Annotated in this window: 14 protein-coding genes; 6 read left to right on the top strand and 8 right to left on the bottom strand. The window is 41.3% G+C overall.

Going from position 1 to position 18,547, the window contains the following annotated elements; all coding sequences use genetic code 11:
• The first annotated feature begins 9 nt into the window (after positions 1-9).
• From H6A61_RS05315 to H6A61_RS05295, 5 genes are all read left to right on the top strand, one after another.
• On the top strand, positions 10-1,392 hold the full coding sequence (locus tag H6A61_RS05315) for a TolC family protein (protein ID WP_204391737.1): 1,383 nt from the start codon (positions 10-12) through the stop codon (positions 1,390-1,392).
• Positions 1,393-1,415: 23 nt separating this feature from the next.
• A complete protein-coding gene (gene lpxA, locus H6A61_RS05310; RefSeq protein ID WP_204391735.1) occupies positions 1,416-2,183 on the top strand; it encodes an acyl-ACP--UDP-N-acetylglucosamine O-acyltransferase in 768 nt (255 codons plus the stop codon).
• Positions 2,184-2,324: 141 nt separating this feature from the next.
• Positions 2,325-3,701, top strand: a complete 1,377-nt coding sequence (locus H6A61_RS05305) for an SGNH/GDSL hydrolase family protein (protein WP_204391733.1) — start codon at positions 2,325-2,327, stop codon at positions 3,699-3,701.
• On the top strand, positions 3,670-4,653 hold the full coding sequence (locus H6A61_RS05300) for a GDSL-type esterase/lipase family protein (RefSeq protein WP_239469117.1): 984 nt from the start codon (positions 3,670-3,672) through the stop codon (positions 4,651-4,653). Before H6A61_RS05305 ends, H6A61_RS05300 begins: the two co-directional genes overlap by 32 nt.
• Positions 4,631-6,145, top strand: coding sequence for an MBOAT family O-acyltransferase (locus H6A61_RS05295; protein ID WP_204391729.1), 1,515 nt, complete (start codon positions 4,631-4,633; stop codon positions 6,143-6,145). The genes H6A61_RS05300 and H6A61_RS05295 overlap by 23 nt, the downstream gene beginning before the upstream one ends.
• A gap of 64 nt (positions 6,146-6,209) precedes the next feature.
• Here the strand turns inward: H6A61_RS05295 and rfbB are convergent, their stop codons facing one another.
• The 6 genes from rfbB to H6A61_RS05265 form a co-directional block, all read right to left on the bottom strand.
• Entirely contained in the window at positions 6,210-7,349 is a 1,140-nt protein-coding gene (rfbB, locus tag H6A61_RS05290) for a dTDP-glucose 4,6-dehydratase (protein WP_204391727.1), read from the bottom strand.
• A 66-nt stretch (positions 7,350-7,415) separates the two neighbouring features.
• Positions 7,416-7,907: a metallophosphoesterase family protein gene (locus H6A61_RS05285; RefSeq protein WP_204391725.1), complete on the bottom strand. Its 492-nt coding sequence runs from the start codon at positions 7,905-7,907 to the stop codon at positions 7,416-7,418.
• Between the two features lie 13 nt (positions 7,908-7,920).
• The gene (locus H6A61_RS05280) at positions 7,921-8,865 is read right to left on the bottom strand and encodes a hypothetical protein (RefSeq protein WP_239469116.1); all 945 of its coding nucleotides are present in this window, start codon (positions 8,863-8,865) and stop codon (positions 7,921-7,923) included.
• 163 nt (positions 8,866-9,028) lie between these two features.
• The gene (gene recA / locus H6A61_RS05275) at positions 9,029-10,078 is read right to left on the bottom strand and encodes a recombinase RecA (protein ID WP_154044695.1); all 1,050 of its coding nucleotides are present in this window, start codon (positions 10,076-10,078) and stop codon (positions 9,029-9,031) included.
• 25 nt (positions 10,079-10,103) lie between these two features.
• Positions 10,104-10,553 (bottom strand): thioredoxin-dependent thiol peroxidase, encoded by a 450-nt coding sequence (bcp, locus tag H6A61_RS05270; RefSeq protein WP_154044694.1) that lies wholly within the window; start codon positions 10,551-10,553, stop codon positions 10,104-10,106.
• An 86-nt stretch (positions 10,554-10,639) separates the two neighbouring features.
• Positions 10,640-11,833: a saccharopine dehydrogenase family protein gene (locus tag H6A61_RS05265; protein WP_154044693.1), complete on the bottom strand. Its 1,194-nt coding sequence runs from the start codon at positions 11,831-11,833 to the stop codon at positions 10,640-10,642.
• Positions 11,834-12,047: 214 nt separating this feature from the next.
• Between H6A61_RS05265 and H6A61_RS05260 the strand changes: the two genes are divergently transcribed.
• Complete coding sequence (locus tag H6A61_RS05260; protein WP_204391723.1) at positions 12,048-12,833, top strand: META domain-containing protein; 786 nt, start codon at positions 12,048-12,050, stop codon at positions 12,831-12,833.
• A gap of 135 nt (positions 12,834-12,968) precedes the next feature.
• On the opposite strand, the gene H6A61_RS05255 is transcribed toward H6A61_RS05260, so the two are convergent.
• Entirely contained in the window at positions 12,969-15,827 is a 2,859-nt protein-coding gene (locus H6A61_RS05255; RefSeq protein WP_204391721.1) for a fimbrial protein, read from the bottom strand.
• Positions 15,811-18,546, bottom strand: coding sequence for a hypothetical protein (locus H6A61_RS05250; protein ID WP_204391719.1), 2,736 nt, complete (start codon positions 18,544-18,546; stop codon positions 15,811-15,813). The genes H6A61_RS05255 and H6A61_RS05250 overlap by 17 nt, the downstream gene beginning before the upstream one ends.
• Position 18,547 lies beyond the last annotated feature (1 nt).

Below are 18,547 nucleotides of genomic sequence, written 5' to 3'. Positions count from 1 at the left end.
AAGACTATAATGAAGAAACAAATCATATTGACAATGTGTGCAGCTGCTGCTTTGAGCAGTTGCCACATTTATAAAGCTTACGACCGTCCTGACACTATTGATGCTTCCGGTATTTATAGAGACCCTGTTGCGGCTAATGATACATTGGTATCAGACACTACAAATATGGGTAACTTACCTTGGAAGGAAGTGTTTAAGGATGCAAAACTTCAGGCATTGATTGAAGAAGGACTTCAAAACAATGTTGATATGCAGGCAGCTGTGCTTCGTGTGAAGGAAGCTAAAGTAATGCTTACTTCTGCACGTTTGTCTTACCTGCCTTCAATTAATCTTGCTCCTCAGGGTACAATGACTACCATTGGAGGTGGAGATATGGTAAAGGCTTACCAGTTGCCTGTAGCTGCAAGCTGGGAAATAGACCTTTTCGGTAAGATTCTTAATGCTAAACGTGGACAACAGGCTGTGTATTTGCAGAGTCAGTACGCCCAGCAGGCTGTTCGTTCTCAGATTATTTGTGGCATTGCAAACGTATATTATACATTGTTGATGCTTGACCGTCAGGTGGAAATCACTACAGAAACGGCTGCTATCTACAAAGAAAATGTACGCGCAATGGAGGCTATGAAGTTGGCCGGATATGTAAATGAGGCAGCTGTCACTCAGATGCGTGCTGCCAGTCATCAGGTTGAGGCTTCATTGCTTGACTTGAAACGTCAGGTTCGTGAGACTGAAAATTCATTGGCTGTACTTCTTGCAAAAGCTCCGCAGGCAATAGAAAGAGGCAAACTTGCCGATCAGGTTATGCCTGAAGAATTGACAGCCGGAGTGCCATTGCAGCTGTTGGAAAACCGTCCTGATGTGAAGATTGCAGAAATGACACTTGCAAGTGCATATTATACGACAAATCAGGCTCGTTCGGCTTTCTATCCTAGCATTACTATTGGTGGTACTGCAGGATGGACAAACGGTTCAGGTGTTCAGGTTTCCAATCCGGGACAGTTTATGTTCCAGGCTTTGGCTTCTTTGACACAGCCTATATTCAATCACGGCAAACTGGTGGCAAACCTGAAAGTTTCAAAAGCTGAAGAGGAGATAGCCCGCATGAACTATCAGCAGACTATTCTTGAAGCAGGTCAGGAAGTCAGCAATGCCTTGTGTCTGTATGAGACAGTTGACAAGAAGCTGATAGAAGATCGTGGTAGAGTAGAGCAACTTGAAAAAGCCGTGACTTATACAAAAGCTTTGTTCCAGAGTGCTGAGGCTACATATCTTGAAATTCTTACAGCACAGCAGAACCTGTTGAGTGCGGAATTGACAGAAGTTTCTGATAATTTCCAGCGTATTCAGGCTGTTATAAACCTGTATAGCGCACTTGGTGGCGGACGTGAATAATAACCTTAAAAACAGATAAACACATGATTAGTCCTTTAGCTTATGTTGATCCTTCTGCAAAGTTGGGCAACAATGTAACAGTGCATCCGTTTGCCTATATCGACAAGAATGTCGAGATAGGCGACAACAATGTGATAATGCCATACGCCAGTCTTATGAGTGGAACACGTATGGGTAATGGAAATACCGTATATCAAGGAGCGGTGATAGCTGCCGTACCTCAGGATTTTTGTTATACTGGTGAAGAAACATTGGTAAGAATAGGTGATAATAATGTGATTCGTGAAAATGCTGTCATTACACGGGGTACCCATTCTACTCATGATACAGTAGTGGGTGACGGTAATTTCATCATGCAGGGAGTACGTATTTCGCATGATGTAGAGATTGGCAACGAATGTATTATAGGAAACGGTTCGCAAGTATCTGGTAACTGTAAGATTTTCGACCGTGCAATACTTACTTCTAATGTCCTGATGCAGGGAAATACCCGTCTGGGCAGTTATTCGATAGTTCAGGGCGGTTGTCGTTTTACAAAAGATATACCTCCATTTATAGTTGCGGCTCATGAGCCAATATCATTCTATAGCATCAATACTCATGTGTTGGAGCATGAAGGATTTCCTGAAACACAGATCAAGCACATTGCGCAGGCTTACAGAATTCTTTATAAGGCAAACACATCACAGCACGATGCCTTGATCAGAATAAAGGAGCAGGTGCCGGGCAGTCAGTATATTGATATGATAATAGACTTTGTGTCATCATCAAAGCTTGGTATTATTCATTAATTTAAATATTTGGTATATGCCGGTACTGCTATAATGTATGTACCGGCATTTTTTTGTATATGGATATAAAATAAAGATGTATATTTGCAGCGTTTTTAATAGTATATATTTTGTCCTACAAAATAACGTTTTTGTATTTTCATGAAGAATAGACTGCACTATACATTTCTAATAGCTTTGTTCGTGATGCTGGGGTTGATGTCTCTGCATTATTTACCCGATATAAATTTATGCGGTAAAACATTTAGAAAAGTTGATTTATTGTCAGATATACGTTGCGACGTACATGTTGCCGATACTTTAAATCTTGATTCTCTTTTTTCAGAGCCGGTTGTAAAACCACCGTTTGTTGACTCTTGCAAGGCAGGAATAGAGTGTATAGAAGACTATTCTGATTCTACAGAGTATGGCATGTCTCACTTTTACGAAGCGTTGTCGGATATTGAAAACAGGCAGTCTCCTGTAAGGATTGCATATTTTGGCGATTCATTTATCGAGGGAGATATTCTTACGGCAGATTTACGAAGTCTTTTGCAGACAGAGTTTGGAGGAAAAGGGGTAGGCTACGTAAGTATAACGTCCAAATTCCCTGGTTTCCGACCGACTGTAAGACATAGTTTCTCAGGATGGGCTTCGCACAATGTAACAGATTCAATTGGTTTTATCCGCAACAGGCAGGGTATTGCAAACAGTTATTTTAATGCAACAGAAGGAGCATACACCAGTTTGGAAGCCACTTCAAAATATGCTTCTTGTCTTGACGGTTGTACTTCCTCGTCTATCTTCTACCTAACGGACGATTCATTGTATATTTCGGCAGAAATAAACGGTAGCAGCGAGCAGAAATTCCGTGTGAAAGGAGATAGCACATTGCAGTGTCTTACCGTAAATGGTAATATAAAGAAAGTGAAGTGGAATATTGAGAAATCGTCTCAGGATGCATTGTTCTATGCTGTAACAATGGACAGTAACAACGGTATAATACTTGATAATTTCAGTACTCGCGGTAGTAGCGGACAGCAATTGTTGGGAATACCTTCATCTCTCCTGAAGAAGTACAACAAACTGCGTAAATATGATCTGATTGTTTTTCAGTATGGTCTGAATGTAGCTTTCGAGGGAGGTTTGGATTACGGATATTATAAGGATGGAATGAAGTCCGTTATTCAGCATTTCAAGAAAGCATTCCCAGATGCCTCCATCCTTATAGTAGGTATAGGTGACAGAGAAACTAAAGATGAAAACGGAAATCTCAGAACCATGCCCGCTGTTAAGGGGCTTATAAGAAGCCAGCAAATGCTAGCGGCAGAAACAAATGTTGCATTCTGGAACCTTTATAATGCAATGGGTGGGGAAGGTAGTATGTCGAAGATGGTAAATTCTAATCCGGCTATGGCAAACTATGATTATACACATATAAATTTCCGTGGAGGAAAATACATTGCAGGATTACTGTTTGATGCAATAATGTATGGAAAGGAGCAATATGAGAAAAGGAAATCATACGAGATGCAGTAAAGCAGTTGGATACAGATGCATCATTATTGTGCTGTCGGTCTTTCTGCAGACATTCTCAGAAATGTATGCTCAAGATGTTGTGCCTGAAAAGGCAAAGAGGGATCACAATTCCGGTCCTGTATATTCAAGTACTGCCATGGAACATCTTATGAGATTTATTTCTGTTGAAAGTCCCATGCCTGCATCCTTCAAAGATACAATGGAGAATGTGATAATTGATCCTGAAAGGACGCTTGACGTATTTTGGGAAAAATTGTCAACGATGGAACGCCCTGTACGTATTGTTCATATAGGCGATTCGCATGTTAGGGGGCATATATTCCCTTATAAGATGAGAAAATTGCTGGAAGAGGATTTTGGAGCAGATGCAGTACTTGATTATAATGTTTCCTATCATACCACAGGCATAGCATCCGAGACAGGCAGGTCTGGAATCGTATATCATATATTGGGAGTGAACGGAGCCACTTGTGAATCTTTCAACAAACCGGAAAGAATAAATGAAATCACGTCATTAAATCCGGATTTGATAATAATGTCATTCGGAACCAACGAGGCGCATGGCAGGAGTTACAGGTCAGATCAGCATCGTGTTCAGATGATGAATCTGATAAGTGAACTAAGGAAAGGTTGTATAAATGCAGGATTTCTTATAACCACACCGCCGGGAGCATATGTAAAATCTGGAAGGAGAAACAGGATTATAAATGTACGTACACCGTTAGTGGTCAGGACAGAAAAAGATTTTGCTACCGAAAACAAAATTGCAGTGTGGGACCTTTACGACGTGGTTGGAGGTGAAAAGTTTGCTTGCAAGAACTGGACCGCAGCAGGTATGTACCAAAGAGACAAAATACATTTCACGCGCGAAGGATACGCGCTTCAGGGATTATTATTACACGAAGCATTCATTAAAGCATACAATGATTATGTGGCTACAAAAGTTTATTGATATTTTGGAGAATTTCGGAATTGATTACCATAAAATATTGGATGTATTGACATACAATCCGCAGCAGCCGTTGATATTCAGCAGTGGCTTGTTTGTCTTTCTGTTTTTGGCGTTCAGTTTAGTATATGTGTTGCTTCGTAACCATACCACAGCCAGGCTACTGTTTGTTTCGGCCTTTTCATACTATTTCTATTACAAAAGCAGCGGCTTTTATTTCTTTTTGCTGGGTATTGTGACTGTTACCGACTTTATTCTTGCCAGAATAATGGAGAACACCGCAGAAAAGGCTAAGCGCAGACTATTGGTAATTATAAGCTTATGTGTCAATCTTGGGCTTTTGTGCTATTTCAAATACACCAATTTCTTTTATGAAATGTTTGCTCCGTTATTAGGAGGAAATTTTGAACCTTTGGACATATTCTTGCCAGTAGGAATTTCATTTTTTACTTTTCAGTCGTTAAGTTACACCATCGATGTGTATCGTGGCGACCTGAAACCTCTACGTAGCTTGCTTGATTACATATTCTATGTATCTTTCTTCCCACAACTGGTGGCAGGTCCGATTGTTCGTGCACGTGATTTTATTCCACAGATACGTCAGCCGCTTTTCGTGAGCAATGAGATGTTTGGTCAAGGAGTATTTTTTATAGTTAGCGGTTTATTCAAGAAAGCTGTAATATCCGACTATATAAGCGTAAATTTTGTGGAACGTATATTCGAAAATCCCGGCTTGTATTCCGGTATTGAAAACCTCTTCGGTATATACTGTTACGCATTGCAGATTTATTGTGATTTTTCCGGGTATAGTGACATGGCAATAGGTTTGGCATTACTGCTCGGTTTCCGTTTTCCTATGAACTTTAATTCTCCTTACAAATCGGATAGCGTTACAGAGTTCTGGCACAGATGGCATATATCACTGTCCACATGGCTCAGGGACTATCTTTATATTTCATTGGGAGGTAACCGTAAAGGGAAAATACGTACATATATAAATCTCATATTGACAATGCTCCTTGGAGGATTATGGCATGGCGCATCATGGAATTTCGTTGTTTGGGGAGGTCTTCATGGTGTGGCTTTGGCAGTACATAAATTTATACGCAGTATATTGGGAAGAGAGAAAAATTATCAAAGCAGGGGAATAAAGAAGTTCTTTGCTGTAATCATAACCTTCCATTTTGTATGTTTCTGCTGGATATTTTTCCGGAATACCACTTTCGATGGCTCTGTGACAATGATAAAACAGATATTCTCGTCTTTCCATCCTGAATTGTTCGGACAGCTTGTATCCGGCTATTGGAAGGTATTCTTGCTTATGGTTCTAGGATTTGCTCTGCACTGGTGCCCGGACAGGTGGCAGAATGCATGTTCAAATACTGTAACCAAGATGCCTTTGATAATGCAGGCACTCCTGATTATAATAGTCATATTTATAGTAATACAGATAAAGAGCAGCGATATACAACCATTTATATATTTCCAGTTCTGATATAAAAACAGCGGTGCAAAATTCATTATGAACCTTGCACCGCTTTATGTTTTCATGAAAACATTTATTTGTTTTTATACATGTTTTCGTAATAGTTCTGATAATCTCCGCTTGTTACGTTTTTCACCCATTCCTGATTGTTCAGATACCATTCTATGGTTTTTACTATGCCGTCTTCGAATTTCGTTTCCGGCGTCCATCCCAGTTCTTCAGAAATCTTGGTTGGATCAATAGCATAACGTTTGTCGTGTCCCAATCTGTCTTTTACGTAAGAAATTAGCGAATCATTAATCCAGTCTATAGATATTTCACCGTTTTCGTTGAGTTCCTTTTTCTTTAGTATTTTTCTCAATTCAGGTTTCTCCGCCATCATGTCGTGGATGGTGCTTATTGTCAGCTTTACTATATCTATATTTTTCTTTTCGTTATGTCCGCCTACGTTGTAAACTTCTCCGCATCTGCCTTTGTTTACCACCAGGTCAATGGCCTTGCAGTGGTCTTCCACATACAGCCAGTCTCTCACATTCGATCCGTCGCCATATACAGGCAGTCTTTTTCCTTCAAGTATATTCTTTATGATGAGCGGAATTAGTTTTTCAGGGAAGTGATACGGCCCATAGTTGTTTGAACATCTGGTAATTGTAACCGGCATCTTGTATGTGTCATGATATGCCATGACAATCATGTCCGCACTTGCCTTTGATGCACTGTAAGGGCTATGTGGACATAATGGAGTGGTTTCAGTGAAATATCCTTCCGAACCTAACGAGCCATAAACTTCATCGGTAGAAACTTGATGGAATCTCACGTCCTTTCTCCATGTAGGATAGCCTGTTTCATCTTTACCAGTAACCCAGGCTCTGCGGGCTGCATCCATGAGGTTTTGTGTGCCTAATATGTTGGTCTGTAGAAACAACTGAGGGTCTTCTATGCTGCGGTCAACGTGACTTTCTGCTGCAAAATTCACAATACAGTCGAATTTATAGTCAGCAAACAGACGTTCTACAAGTTCGCTGTCGCATATATTACCTCTTACAAAAAAGCAGCGTTCATTGTCAATATCGCTGTCTATTGTAGCCAGATTTCCGGCATACGTCAAAGCATCCAATATTACGACTTTAATATCATCGTGTTTTTTCAGAATGTATTTGATGTAATTAGAACCTATGAAACCTGCTGCTCCTGTGACTAAATACGTTTTCATAAAAAGTGTTTATAATTCGAGTGCAAATTTGGGAAAGATTTCTTTAACTGACAAATATTTTTGCAATTAATCTTTTAGCTCAATTACCTCTAGGTCTGAGAAGTTACAATTATTGATATTGAACCTCACAAGCGTACGTACGGTGTGAAAACCATATTTGCCGGCAGCTCCCGGATTGATGTGCAGGAAGCCAAGTTCATTGTCATATTTCACCTTCAGAATATGCGAATGACCGCTTATGAATAGGTTGGGAGAGGACTCTTGCAATACCTTTTTTATGCTGTTGTCATATTTTCCTGGGTATCCTCCTATATGTTTCATAATGACATCGGCACCCTCTACGGTAAATCTGTTTGTTTCAGGTAGTATTTTGCGGATATCCTGTCCATCAATATTGCCATATACACCTCTGAACGGCCTGAATCCGGCAAGCCTGTCCATGACTTCTTTTGAGCCTATGTCTCCTGCATGCCATATCTCGTCACATTCCTCAAAATATTTCAGATACCTCTCGTCCCAATATCCGTGCGTGTCAGACAATAATCCGATTCTTTTCATCCCACAGTATGAATTATTTCAGTATGGCTGCTATATTTTTGATTATTTCCGGGTTAGGCAAATCTTTTTTCTGAATGAGCAGATAAGCGAAATTGTCTGCCAGAATTTCTTCCGGATTTATTGTGTATTTAGTGTTTCTTCCCACTTTGTCATAAAAATCTTCAGCCTTGTCAATACCGTATATGATGGTCTTGCCGTCTGTGCGCAAAGGTATAAGATTATCATCCAGCGGTATAAGACCTACGTTCAGATAGTCGCCAAGTCCTCCGGTAGTGTATGCCTTGTCTGAATATATAATCATCGAGCATTTCTGTTTTGTTCCGTCAATAGTAAATTCGGCATAGCTGTCGTACTGTTCGATGTCCGGATTTGAGATTTTCCTTTCCACTATGTCTATAGGGAAAAACAGTTCTCTGTCAGTTACTTCGAATCCTATTACAGAATAAACAGATTTTTTGAAATTCTTGTCGTTTCTAGTTAAAAGATGAAACATTTCATGAGCAAGAAGATATTCCAGATTGTCTTTTGTTGCCTTATTGATAAAATCCTCTCCCAGGGCAATCCAGTTCTTTCTGGTATATGCCGTCACGTTCATCTCTTCTTTCATTGATGTCTTGACAAGTACAATCTCATGAGGATATTTTATTTTCAGTTTTTGTTTGTCTATCTTCGCTTGAAGCGATTTGAACGCTGCTGTAATCTTTTTCTTGTCTTCGTCGCTCCAGTTCAATGTCTCGTTCATTGCAAGTCTGAGCAGTTCTGATTTTCTTCCGTCTTCTTTTCCCAGACGTAAATTTATATCCAGGCTGTTCAATTTATTGGTGAAGTTATCTATGTCTGTGATAAGCATTTGTGCTTCAGCCTTTGTGGCGAAACGATAGGATATTTTTTTCTGTGCCAGTGCTACAGTTGAGATACAAAGTAATATTGCCGATAATACTAAATGCGATATTTTCATAATCGAGATTTTTTATGATTATATTTATTTTGATTTACAACAGCGTAAATTTAAATAAAAAAAAGCCATTCACATATATCAAGCTTTATCTTTTACGTTTTTTTATATCGCATCCGTAAAAAGAAACTTGGTTTGTGAATGGCTTTTTTATTATGATATATCCTTATTCTTTGTCTTTAAGAGCTTCGAAAATCAGTTTTTCAAGTTCTTCTGCCAGTTCAGGATTGTCTTGTATGCAAACTTTGGCTGCGTCTCTTCCCTGTCCCAGTTTTGTATCATTGTAGCTATACCATGATCCGCTTTTCTTGATTATTCCTAGTTCAGCTCCCAGGTCTATTATTTCTCCGCTTCTGGAAATACCTTCGCCAAACATAATGTCGAATTCGGCTTTGCGGAAAGGAGGTGCTACTTTGTTCTTCACAACTTTCACTCTTACCTGGTTACCTATAACATCTTCTCCGTCCTTCAATTGTGTAGTACGGCGTATGTCAAGTCTTACTGACGCATAGAATTTCAGAGCGTTACCGCCGGTAGTAGTTTCAGGGTTACCGAACATTACACCGATTTTCTCGCGCAACTGGTTGATGAAGATACAGGTAGTGTTTGTCTTGTTGATGGTTGATGTCAGCTTTCTTAATGCCTGCGACATCAGTCGTGCCTGAAGACCTACGCGGTTGTCGCCCATGTCGCCTTCTATTTCGGCTTTAGGAGTAAGTGCAGCTACAGAGTCGATAACAATGATGTCGATAGCTGATGAACGTATCAGCTGGTCTGCAATTTCGAGAGCCTGTTCACCGTTGTCCGGCTGTGAGATAAGCAGATTGTCGATGTCAACTCCAAGTTTTGCAGCATAGAAACGGTCGAAAGCATGCTCAGCATCGATGAAGGCTGCTATACCGCCTGCCTTCTGTGCTTCTGCAATGGCATGTATTGCCAGAGTGGTCTTACCTGATGATTCAGGACCGTAGATTTCTATGATACGTCCTTTAGGATAACCGCCTACACCAAGTGCGGCATTAAGTCCTATTGAACCGCTAGGAATTACTTCAACTTCTTCCACATGGTCATCACCCATTTTCATGATTGAACCTTTTCCGAAGTTCTTTTCTATCTTGTCCATGGCAGCCTGCAGTGCCTTCAGTTTTTCCGAGTTGTTAGGTTTTGAAGGGCTGTCTATGCCACCTTCAAATTCCAGTTCGTCTTTCTTTGCCATATATGATTGAGTTTATATGTTGTTATTATTTTAAAATCTGTGCTGCGTGGTCTTTTGTCTTCACCTCTTTAGGAGAAATGATTCTTTCTATCACCCCTTCTTCGTTGATGATGAAGGTAGTACGGAAAGTTCCCATATATTTTCTTCCGTACATGCTTTTTTCACCCCAAACACCGAATTCCTGAACCAGTTTCTGTTCCGTATCGGCAATGATGGTGAATGGCAGACTGTTCTTTTCAATGAATTTCTGGTGCGATTTGGCATCCTGTATGCTTGCACCTATAATTTCGTATCCTGCATTTTGCAGAGCCTCGTAGTTATCTCGCAGATTGCATGCCTGTGCAGTACATCCGCTGGTCATGTCTTTAGGATAGAAGTAAAGTACTACTTTCTTTCCTTTGTAATTGCTCAGGCGTATTTCTTCGCCTTTTTCGTTCAGTCCCAAAAAGTCGGGCGCCTTGTCTCCTACATTCATGGTATATATAAAGATAATTAAAGCCCGCTCCGGAATAAGTCATACTGAGGATACATATTCCGAAGCGGACTTTTTATGTTATTGTATTAAAGTTCCAAATCTCCGTCGAACACTTCATGCCATGGCAATCCGTACATGTTCAATGCTTCCATGAATGGATCCGGATCGAATTCTTCCACGTTCCATACTCCCGGACGTTTCCATAATCCTTTCAGGAACATCATGGCACCGATCATTGCCGGAACACCTGTAGTGTAGCTTACTCCCTGCATACCTGTTTCCTTGTAAGCAGCCTGGTGAGAACAGTTGTTGTAAACGTAGTATGTACGTTCCTTTCCGTCTTTCACACCGCGGATACGGCAACCGATAGAAGTTTCACCTTCGTAGTTTTCGCCAAGATCCTGTGGGTTAGGCAATACGGCTTTCAGGAACTGCAATGGAACGATTTCCATTCCGTTGTAGTTGATAGGCTCGATGCTTGCCATACCGATGTTCTGTATCACTCTCAGGTGAGTGAGGTATTCCTGTCCGAATGTCATCCAGAAGCGTGCACGCTTGATGGTAGGGAAGTTCTTTACGAGCGATTCGAGCTCTTCGTGATAAAGTAGGTATGAATCGCGCGGACCGATGTTTGGATAAGTCAGATCCTTGTGGAATTCCAGAGGTTTTGTAGTTACCCATTTCCCGTCTTCCCAGTAACGTCCGTTCTGAGTGATTTCGCGGATATTTATTTCAGGGTTGAAGTTTGTTGCAAATGCCTTGTGATGATTTCCTGCATTACAGTCAACGATGTCGAGGTAATGCATTTCGTCGAAGTGGTGTTTAGCTGCATATGCAGTATATACACCGCTCACTCCCGGGTCGAATCCGCATCCGAGGATGGCAGTCAGACCTGCATCTTCGAAACGTTTCTTGTAAGCCCACTGCCAGCTGTATTCGAAATGAGCTTCGTCTTTTGGCTCATAGTTGGCTGTATCAAGATAGTTCACTCCTGCCTGCAAGCAAGCTTCCATGATAGTCAAATCCTGATAAGGAAGAGCTACGTTAATAACGATTTCGGGTTTAAAACTGTTGAATAAAGCCACCAGTTCGGCCACATTGTCTGCATCTACCTTAGCGGTTTTGATGTTTGGGTTGCCGATTGCCTTTACAATCGCGTCACATTTTGACTGGGTGCGGCTAGCAATCATCACTTCTGTGAAAACTTCAGGATGCTGAGCCACCTTGTGTGCAACAACGGTACCTACACCGCCTGCACCGATAATCAATACTTTACTCATTTAATATATTAATGTGAAATTTTAATTCCCGGTAAACGTTACCGTTCAATATGCAAAGATAAGACTTTTTTCAAAATTGCATGCAGTATTGTTCAAATATCATTATTTTTATATCAGAATAGAAAAAACAATAACATTGTTTGTTACTTTTGTGTGAACAATGGATAATTGTTTTTGTTATAGTATTTGAAATATAAAAAAACAGGAAAAAGGTATGAAGAAAATGTTAATCAGTGCAGCAGCCTTTGCTGCGGTTGTTTTGTCATCTTGTGGAACAACAGGCAAATCAGTAGATATTTCGGGCGAGTGGAATGTTGTATCTGTAAAGGGTGAACAGGTAGAAGGCAATCCTTACATAGGTTTTGATCTTGCAGAAGGACGTATATACGGAAATGCCGGATGTAACAGAATAATGGGTGGAGTAGAGGTTGACTCTGTCAATCCGGGCAAAATAGGATTTACCGGAGTAGGTGCAACACGTATGATGTGTCCTGATATGGAAACAGAACAGAAAGTTCTTGAGGCATTGAACGAGGTTGCCGGATATCAGGCTTCGTCTGCCGGAGTAGAGCTTACTGACAAGGACGGCAATGTCTTGATGTCGCTCGAAAAGAAAGAAGCTCCTGCCGTATCAGTAAATGACATCAATGGCAAATGGAATATAACAAAGGTGGAAGGTGCGGCTGTAGAGATTGCTGACAAGACTCCTTTCATCTCATTCAATGTGGCAGAGAACGCTGTCCACGGAAACGGCGGATGCAACATCATCAACGGTTCATTCTCTCAGGAAGAGGGCAATCCTTCTTCTCTTAAATTCGGTCAGATGATAAGCACCATGATGGCAGGTCCGGGTATGGAAACAGAGCGTAAGGTCCTTTCTGCCATGAATAAAGTAGCTTCATTCGTTGTTAATGAAGACGGAACTTTGTCGCTTATAGATGTTGCTGATAATGAGGTTCTTCTGCTGGTTAAGAGCGAAGACGGAACAGTGTCAGAATAAGTCTTGATACGTTTAAAAAAAATGGACGCACGTTTTACCTGAAACGTGCGTCCATTTTGTCTCGAATGGGCGTCCATTTTGTTTCGAACGTGCGCACACTTTTATTTTTACGGTTATGCTTGTCGGATTTTGTAGTTAATTTGCAGTAGAACTCCACGCACCGTTTCGGAAAAATTTTTCGTTCTGAGTTCTTGAAAATCCTATTCCTCCATTTACTGCATAGTCGGCAGGATAACTGCTTTTTATGGAACCGTCGTTGTCAACTACGTTGAATACCACTTTCAGATTGTCATACTCGGTTACGCTGTTGTATGTAAACGTGTGGTACATATTTAATGAGCTGTCGTCGTATATGGCAATCATTTCTCCTGGCCATGAGTTCAGGTATGTCATTTTTCCGTTTCCTTCATCATTGTATAGAAAGACGTGTGTATAGCCTTTAACGTAAAACTCAATGTCATACGAAGTCTCTACCGTACGCGATGCATATACACATCTGACCGACATTCCGTTTCTGCGTGAGTTCGGATCATTTCCCTGGAAGATTCTGTATCGTCCTGCGGAGGCGTTGCTTCCTGAAAATTTCATGAATTGTAGCCAGAAGCCACGCTCTGAACCGCTTGTACCTACAGCGGCGGTTCGGGTCCAGTAGTAACCCGCATTGGCATCGCCTGCTGTTTGAGTATCATCATAGTACATTCGGTTTTTAGGGAAAAACACTGTCCCCTTGTCCGAGATGTAATGACTGCTCCAGTAGTTCAGACCGGTATTGACGATATACTCGTTTTTGAAATTAGGATTTGATACGAGTGCATTAAATTCCGACATATACGGAACTCTGAATCCTTTGGGGCAAATGTCGTCAATTATATTTGGTTCGTTATTTATTGGAGATTCTGCTATGCAGTATAATCCTCCTGCCGAGTCATCGTCGAATGGCCAACTTCCGTTTCCCAGCAGACTGTTGCCGTTTTCATCCTGTATATAGTATCCGCTGGATTTGGCTCCGAGGTTGCGGTCCAGCCAATAGTTGTTTCCCATCAGAATCACCTCATAATAGTACCATCCTTGTGAGTTCGCATTTCCGGTCTGGTATGTACCTTTCCCGTCGTCGTATGCAAATACTCCGGTATGATACAAGTCATATGAAAGAGTTGTAGTACGTCCTGTATTTTTGTTCGTAAGGACAATTCTGAACACATCTTTTCCATATCGGTAAGCATCTGATATTATACTGGCATCAGGCTTTTGCAGGTCGAGCAGTTTGTTTGTGAATGTGAACAACTGACCTGCCAAATTATCTCCTCTTGGAGGAGTGGAAGTTCCTTGACCCTCAGGAGAATATATACCATCCCAAAATAACAGCTTGTCCTCATAGCCTTCTGCCAGTTCTACTTTCCACGAAACATTATTGTAATCTGCATTATTGCTTTCGTCCGGCATTGTAAATGTATATACGAACTGCATGAAGTCGGACATAGGAGCATGAAAGCCTTCATTTCGTATCTTGCCACCCATATCTTCAGGATTTATTCCATAAAGGGTCTTGGTTGGGTCAGTAGTTTCCTCTCCTCTGATGAATTTCCAATAGTTGTCGTAAGGACCGTATTCATTCTTGAGCGTTGCAGCCCATGTGTTTTCGTCTCTATCGTACTCTTTTACTTTTAATGATATGCTTCCGAATTCATCGTTGATAAATTCGTTGGTCTGTTTTACAATGACGTCACGGCTCAGGTTCCCTGCCGACAGATGTATTGTAGCATATCGGCTGTCTCCTGACAGATTGCCTGAAATGACTTTTACTCTGTATTCATAGAGTGTTCCGGTTTCTTTTCCGTCATTAAGAGTTGTTGTCGAAATAGGATTTCCATTGTTGTCCAGTGCAAGCCAATAGGTGTCCTTGCTGTCTAATTCAACTTTTAAATCGGTTGGTGTGCCGGGATAATACTTTATTTCAAAAGTTTGTGTGGAGTTTGTCTGTGCGCCTATTTCTATAGTGTCACTTACACCGAGTTCCACATTGCCGTCCGTAATCATATTGTTGATATCAGGCTGGTGGTCATATATCGTGGCTGTTATGCCGGTTGGGTTGCTTTCTGCTGCTTCATCAGCTATGGCATATCCATGAGTGGTTACTTCTGTAATCATGATTTCATAGTGATGGTTTGGCAGAATGTCAATTCCTTCTGAATCTTGAGTTCTCAGGTTTATGCGATAATATCCTTCTGTCCCGTTGTAGGTACCTTTAATTATAAGGAAGTGTCCGGATGATGTATGGCTGCCCGGGCAAGTATAAAGTGGTCCGTTTTTTGTAGCAGAGAGGGTTTCGGTTCCGGCTGTAGTTGGCACAGTCTGGTCTGCTCCTGCAAGGATACTGCCGGTGCTGTTCCCGTTTCTGAGTTCAAAACCGTCCAGGCTGAAATTGTTCACATTTCCACCGGTTTGTACTGTTATTTTCGCTACCGTACGTATTAAAGGTATATCTTCAGCTATCAGCCCTATTCCCGGAATAGTTGAATTTATTACACCGCTCATTACGTATGGATTTTCGGAACAGTTTGTGGTCTTGTTCCTTATATCTTCCAGAGTTGTTTTCCCTGTTTCAATGCCTGACAGTTGTTTTGCCGCATTTGCTACTATGAAGATATATTTGGGAGTACTTGATGCTTTGAGTGTTGTAGTGAATTTCTTTCTGTATCCGCTCTCATTTCCTGCGTCTGTCATGTCGGACGGGTTTAATTCTTGAGTTTGTTCAAGAATGGCATCGGGTTCCTGTGACGGGAATACCATCAAATATATATTGTTGATGGTGTTCTCGTCTGCTGTAGCACGGCTCATATCAACTTCCTGTGTCTGTGCTATGTTGAGTATAAATGTCATTTCTACCAAATCGCCGTCTTGCGGCATATCGCCGAATATCTTCTTTTCAGTGCAAGAAGCAACTGAAAGAAGAAACAGGAAGACACACAATTTTATTTTAAATATATACTTCATAGTCATAAGTTTTTCCTGTTGTAGATTTCCATTGTTTTGTGCTGATGGTAAGGTCGTCTGTTTGCCCACCTCCTACTGTATGCAAAATATAATTGATTGTTCCGCTTGGTCTCCAGCTGTCTGAAACTTTAATATCAAAGTATTTATATCCGTCACCATTATCTCTTAATTCACCAAGTCCATCATTCCAACCTGTATAATCGGCTTCGTCTATCCATATGTGAATACGTGAATGCTCAGTCTTACACCATATGCGATAGACTCCGTCCGGTAAAGAATTGACTTTGTCCATAATGTTTGGTTTGTCATCAACAAATTCATTTTTATCTCCCTGTGTATAGTCGTATAAAAACCAGCCGTCCTTGTCTGCAAAATTATAAAGCGGCACACCCGGAACCATATGGGCAGGGTAACGGTAGTGTCCGCTATAATCTGTGCTTGAAGGACCATCATGTCCATTGGCGAACATTATAAGTGATTTTCCTGGTTCGGCCAACACCGGCAGGTCAAAATAGAACCATCCGGGGTTGCTGTCGTCAGGTTTCATCTTTACTCCAGGCCATTTCCTGTTGACGGCATTACCGGCACAGCAATCTGTACGGAAAGACGGGCAATAGTCTATGTCAATATTATAAATATTTGTATTTATAATATTGGGGTCATAGTCGGAACCTACCTGATATTTATTTCCCGTTTTATCCATATAGGATGGAACAGGGTTATTTACAGTTCCTCCCTGATTTGTCCATCCCATAAAGGTTATTTTCCCTGTGAATCCGTATTGTATGGCATTTTCGCCTTCAGGATTACTTGGAATAGTAATTTCAGTTCCGTTAGGAGTGTACAGGGGTTCGTATATGTAAATGTGCGGATTCTCCCAGTCGTCGGTAATCGGACGGAAATGCAACCTATATACGGTGGAATTTGGAATTATCTTAATGTCTGCTGTTTGGGTTAATGTATGTCCGTATTCGCTTGCTGTAAATGTGTATGTAGCCGAACTGGAAATCGGAAAATTGCCTGAAATATAAGGGTCTTCCAGCGTACACGTCATTTGTCCTGTTCCTTCAATCACATTCCCGCTGTATGGTGATGTGGCACTGAATACATTTTCGCCTGCCTTGGTTGACAAATAATTGATATCTTTATCGGCTTTTATTGTTATTGAAGGAAGGTTGGTGCGATATGTATAAGTTACGTCATATGACGTAAGGTTTGATATCTCTTTTATATATATGGTATAGTTTTGCGGTGTTACAATCAGGTATGGCTCAAGTTTCAGAGGGTTGACTACAATCTTTTTTCTGATGCTTCCGGCTACTATATAAAAATATTTGTCTATTGCTTCAATGTTTTCCGCATTTGCTACAGGAGGCATATTGGGATGTATGCGGACTGTGAATGATTCGTAATTCCCGTTCTCGTCTTTGTTGAATTCCACCTGATATATGTCTGTCACTGTGCCGTCGGACAGGGTGTATTGCGGACTTTCATAGTCCAGGCTGCTGAAGTCAGAATGACACGGCACGGTTACGTCCTTGCCGGCTTCAAGTGCTACGCTGGTTTTCTCGACATAAAGATAATACGGGCCGTTCAGATCTGTACTGATGGTCTGTAATGTCCAGTCTTTAACGGCAGCAGTGGTTTCTATTTTGTCGCCCAGTCCTGTTATGCGTCCTGTAATGTCGTACATTCGTCCTCTGGGCAATTGACGCAAATTTTCTTGTGTATCTTCAGTATCGCCCAGTTCAATGGTATATTCCAACGATGCGCGCGACACACCTTCGGCTGTATATAGCGATGCATGCACGGTCATTTTTGTCTGGCTGTCCTGTGTCTCTTGTGTTATAAAGTGTTCGGGCAGATAGAATATGCCTCTGTATGCCCATTGTCCGGCTTGTGTATTGTCAATTGTTTCAAGGTCGAATGTATAGTTGTCCGCATTATCCGGATTGTACACTCCCGGACAGTACATACCGTTGAATGCTCCCGAGGCATCCGTGTCAAAAAGTGTGATGGAGCCGCTTATGTCGTTGTCAGGAACCAGAGGTGCGCGGTCTGCAATGTTTTGCACGCTTATACCATCAATTTTTACCACATTCGTGCCGAATGTGGGATTGGAAATTCCGTTTTCGGTATTGTCGAACACTAGTGTGTAGCGTATTTTTACGCAAGTATATGTCAAATCGGCAACTATACATTCCGATTTTCCGTATGTTAGTGTGAATGGCTCCTGCTTTTCGTAGAACATAGGCAGGCCGTGATTGTCTGTATCTGGCAGCGTGATATTATCTCCATCCTTATATTTCAGTACAATGGCCCTCAACGACTCTTCGTCAATTCCTGCATATATTTCCGGTACGTTGGCTGCTACATATATGCGGTAAGTGCCGTATTTCATTTTTATGGAGAATGTTTTGTTGTCGTGTGTCAGCTGGTCTGTGTCTAATTTGGTGATTACAGTAGTGCCATCGCCGCCGGTGGGATAAGCCATAAACCATAGCGAAGTGATACGCATCTCGTCCTGTGTGGCATTCTGCTCGCCAAGGGTGTTTTGTGCACGCGAAGTGGGGGTGTTGACAGGCACGCTGATATACAGCACACCTTCTTCGTCTCCGGATTTTACTATATTCTTTTCCGGAATGGATGATGTGCACGACAGAAGTCCTGTCAGCAATATTGTAAATGAAATGAGTCTGTAAATTATATGTTTGGTCATG

It is taken from the genome of Bacteroides caecigallinarum (assembly GCF_016901995.1).
GTDB classification, from domain to species: Bacteria; Bacteroidota; Bacteroidia; order Bacteroidales; family Bacteroidaceae; genus Phocaeicola; species Phocaeicola cellulolyticus.
Note: the sequence above shows the minus strand (reverse complement) of the source record. Positions and strands in the feature narration are given on the sequence as shown.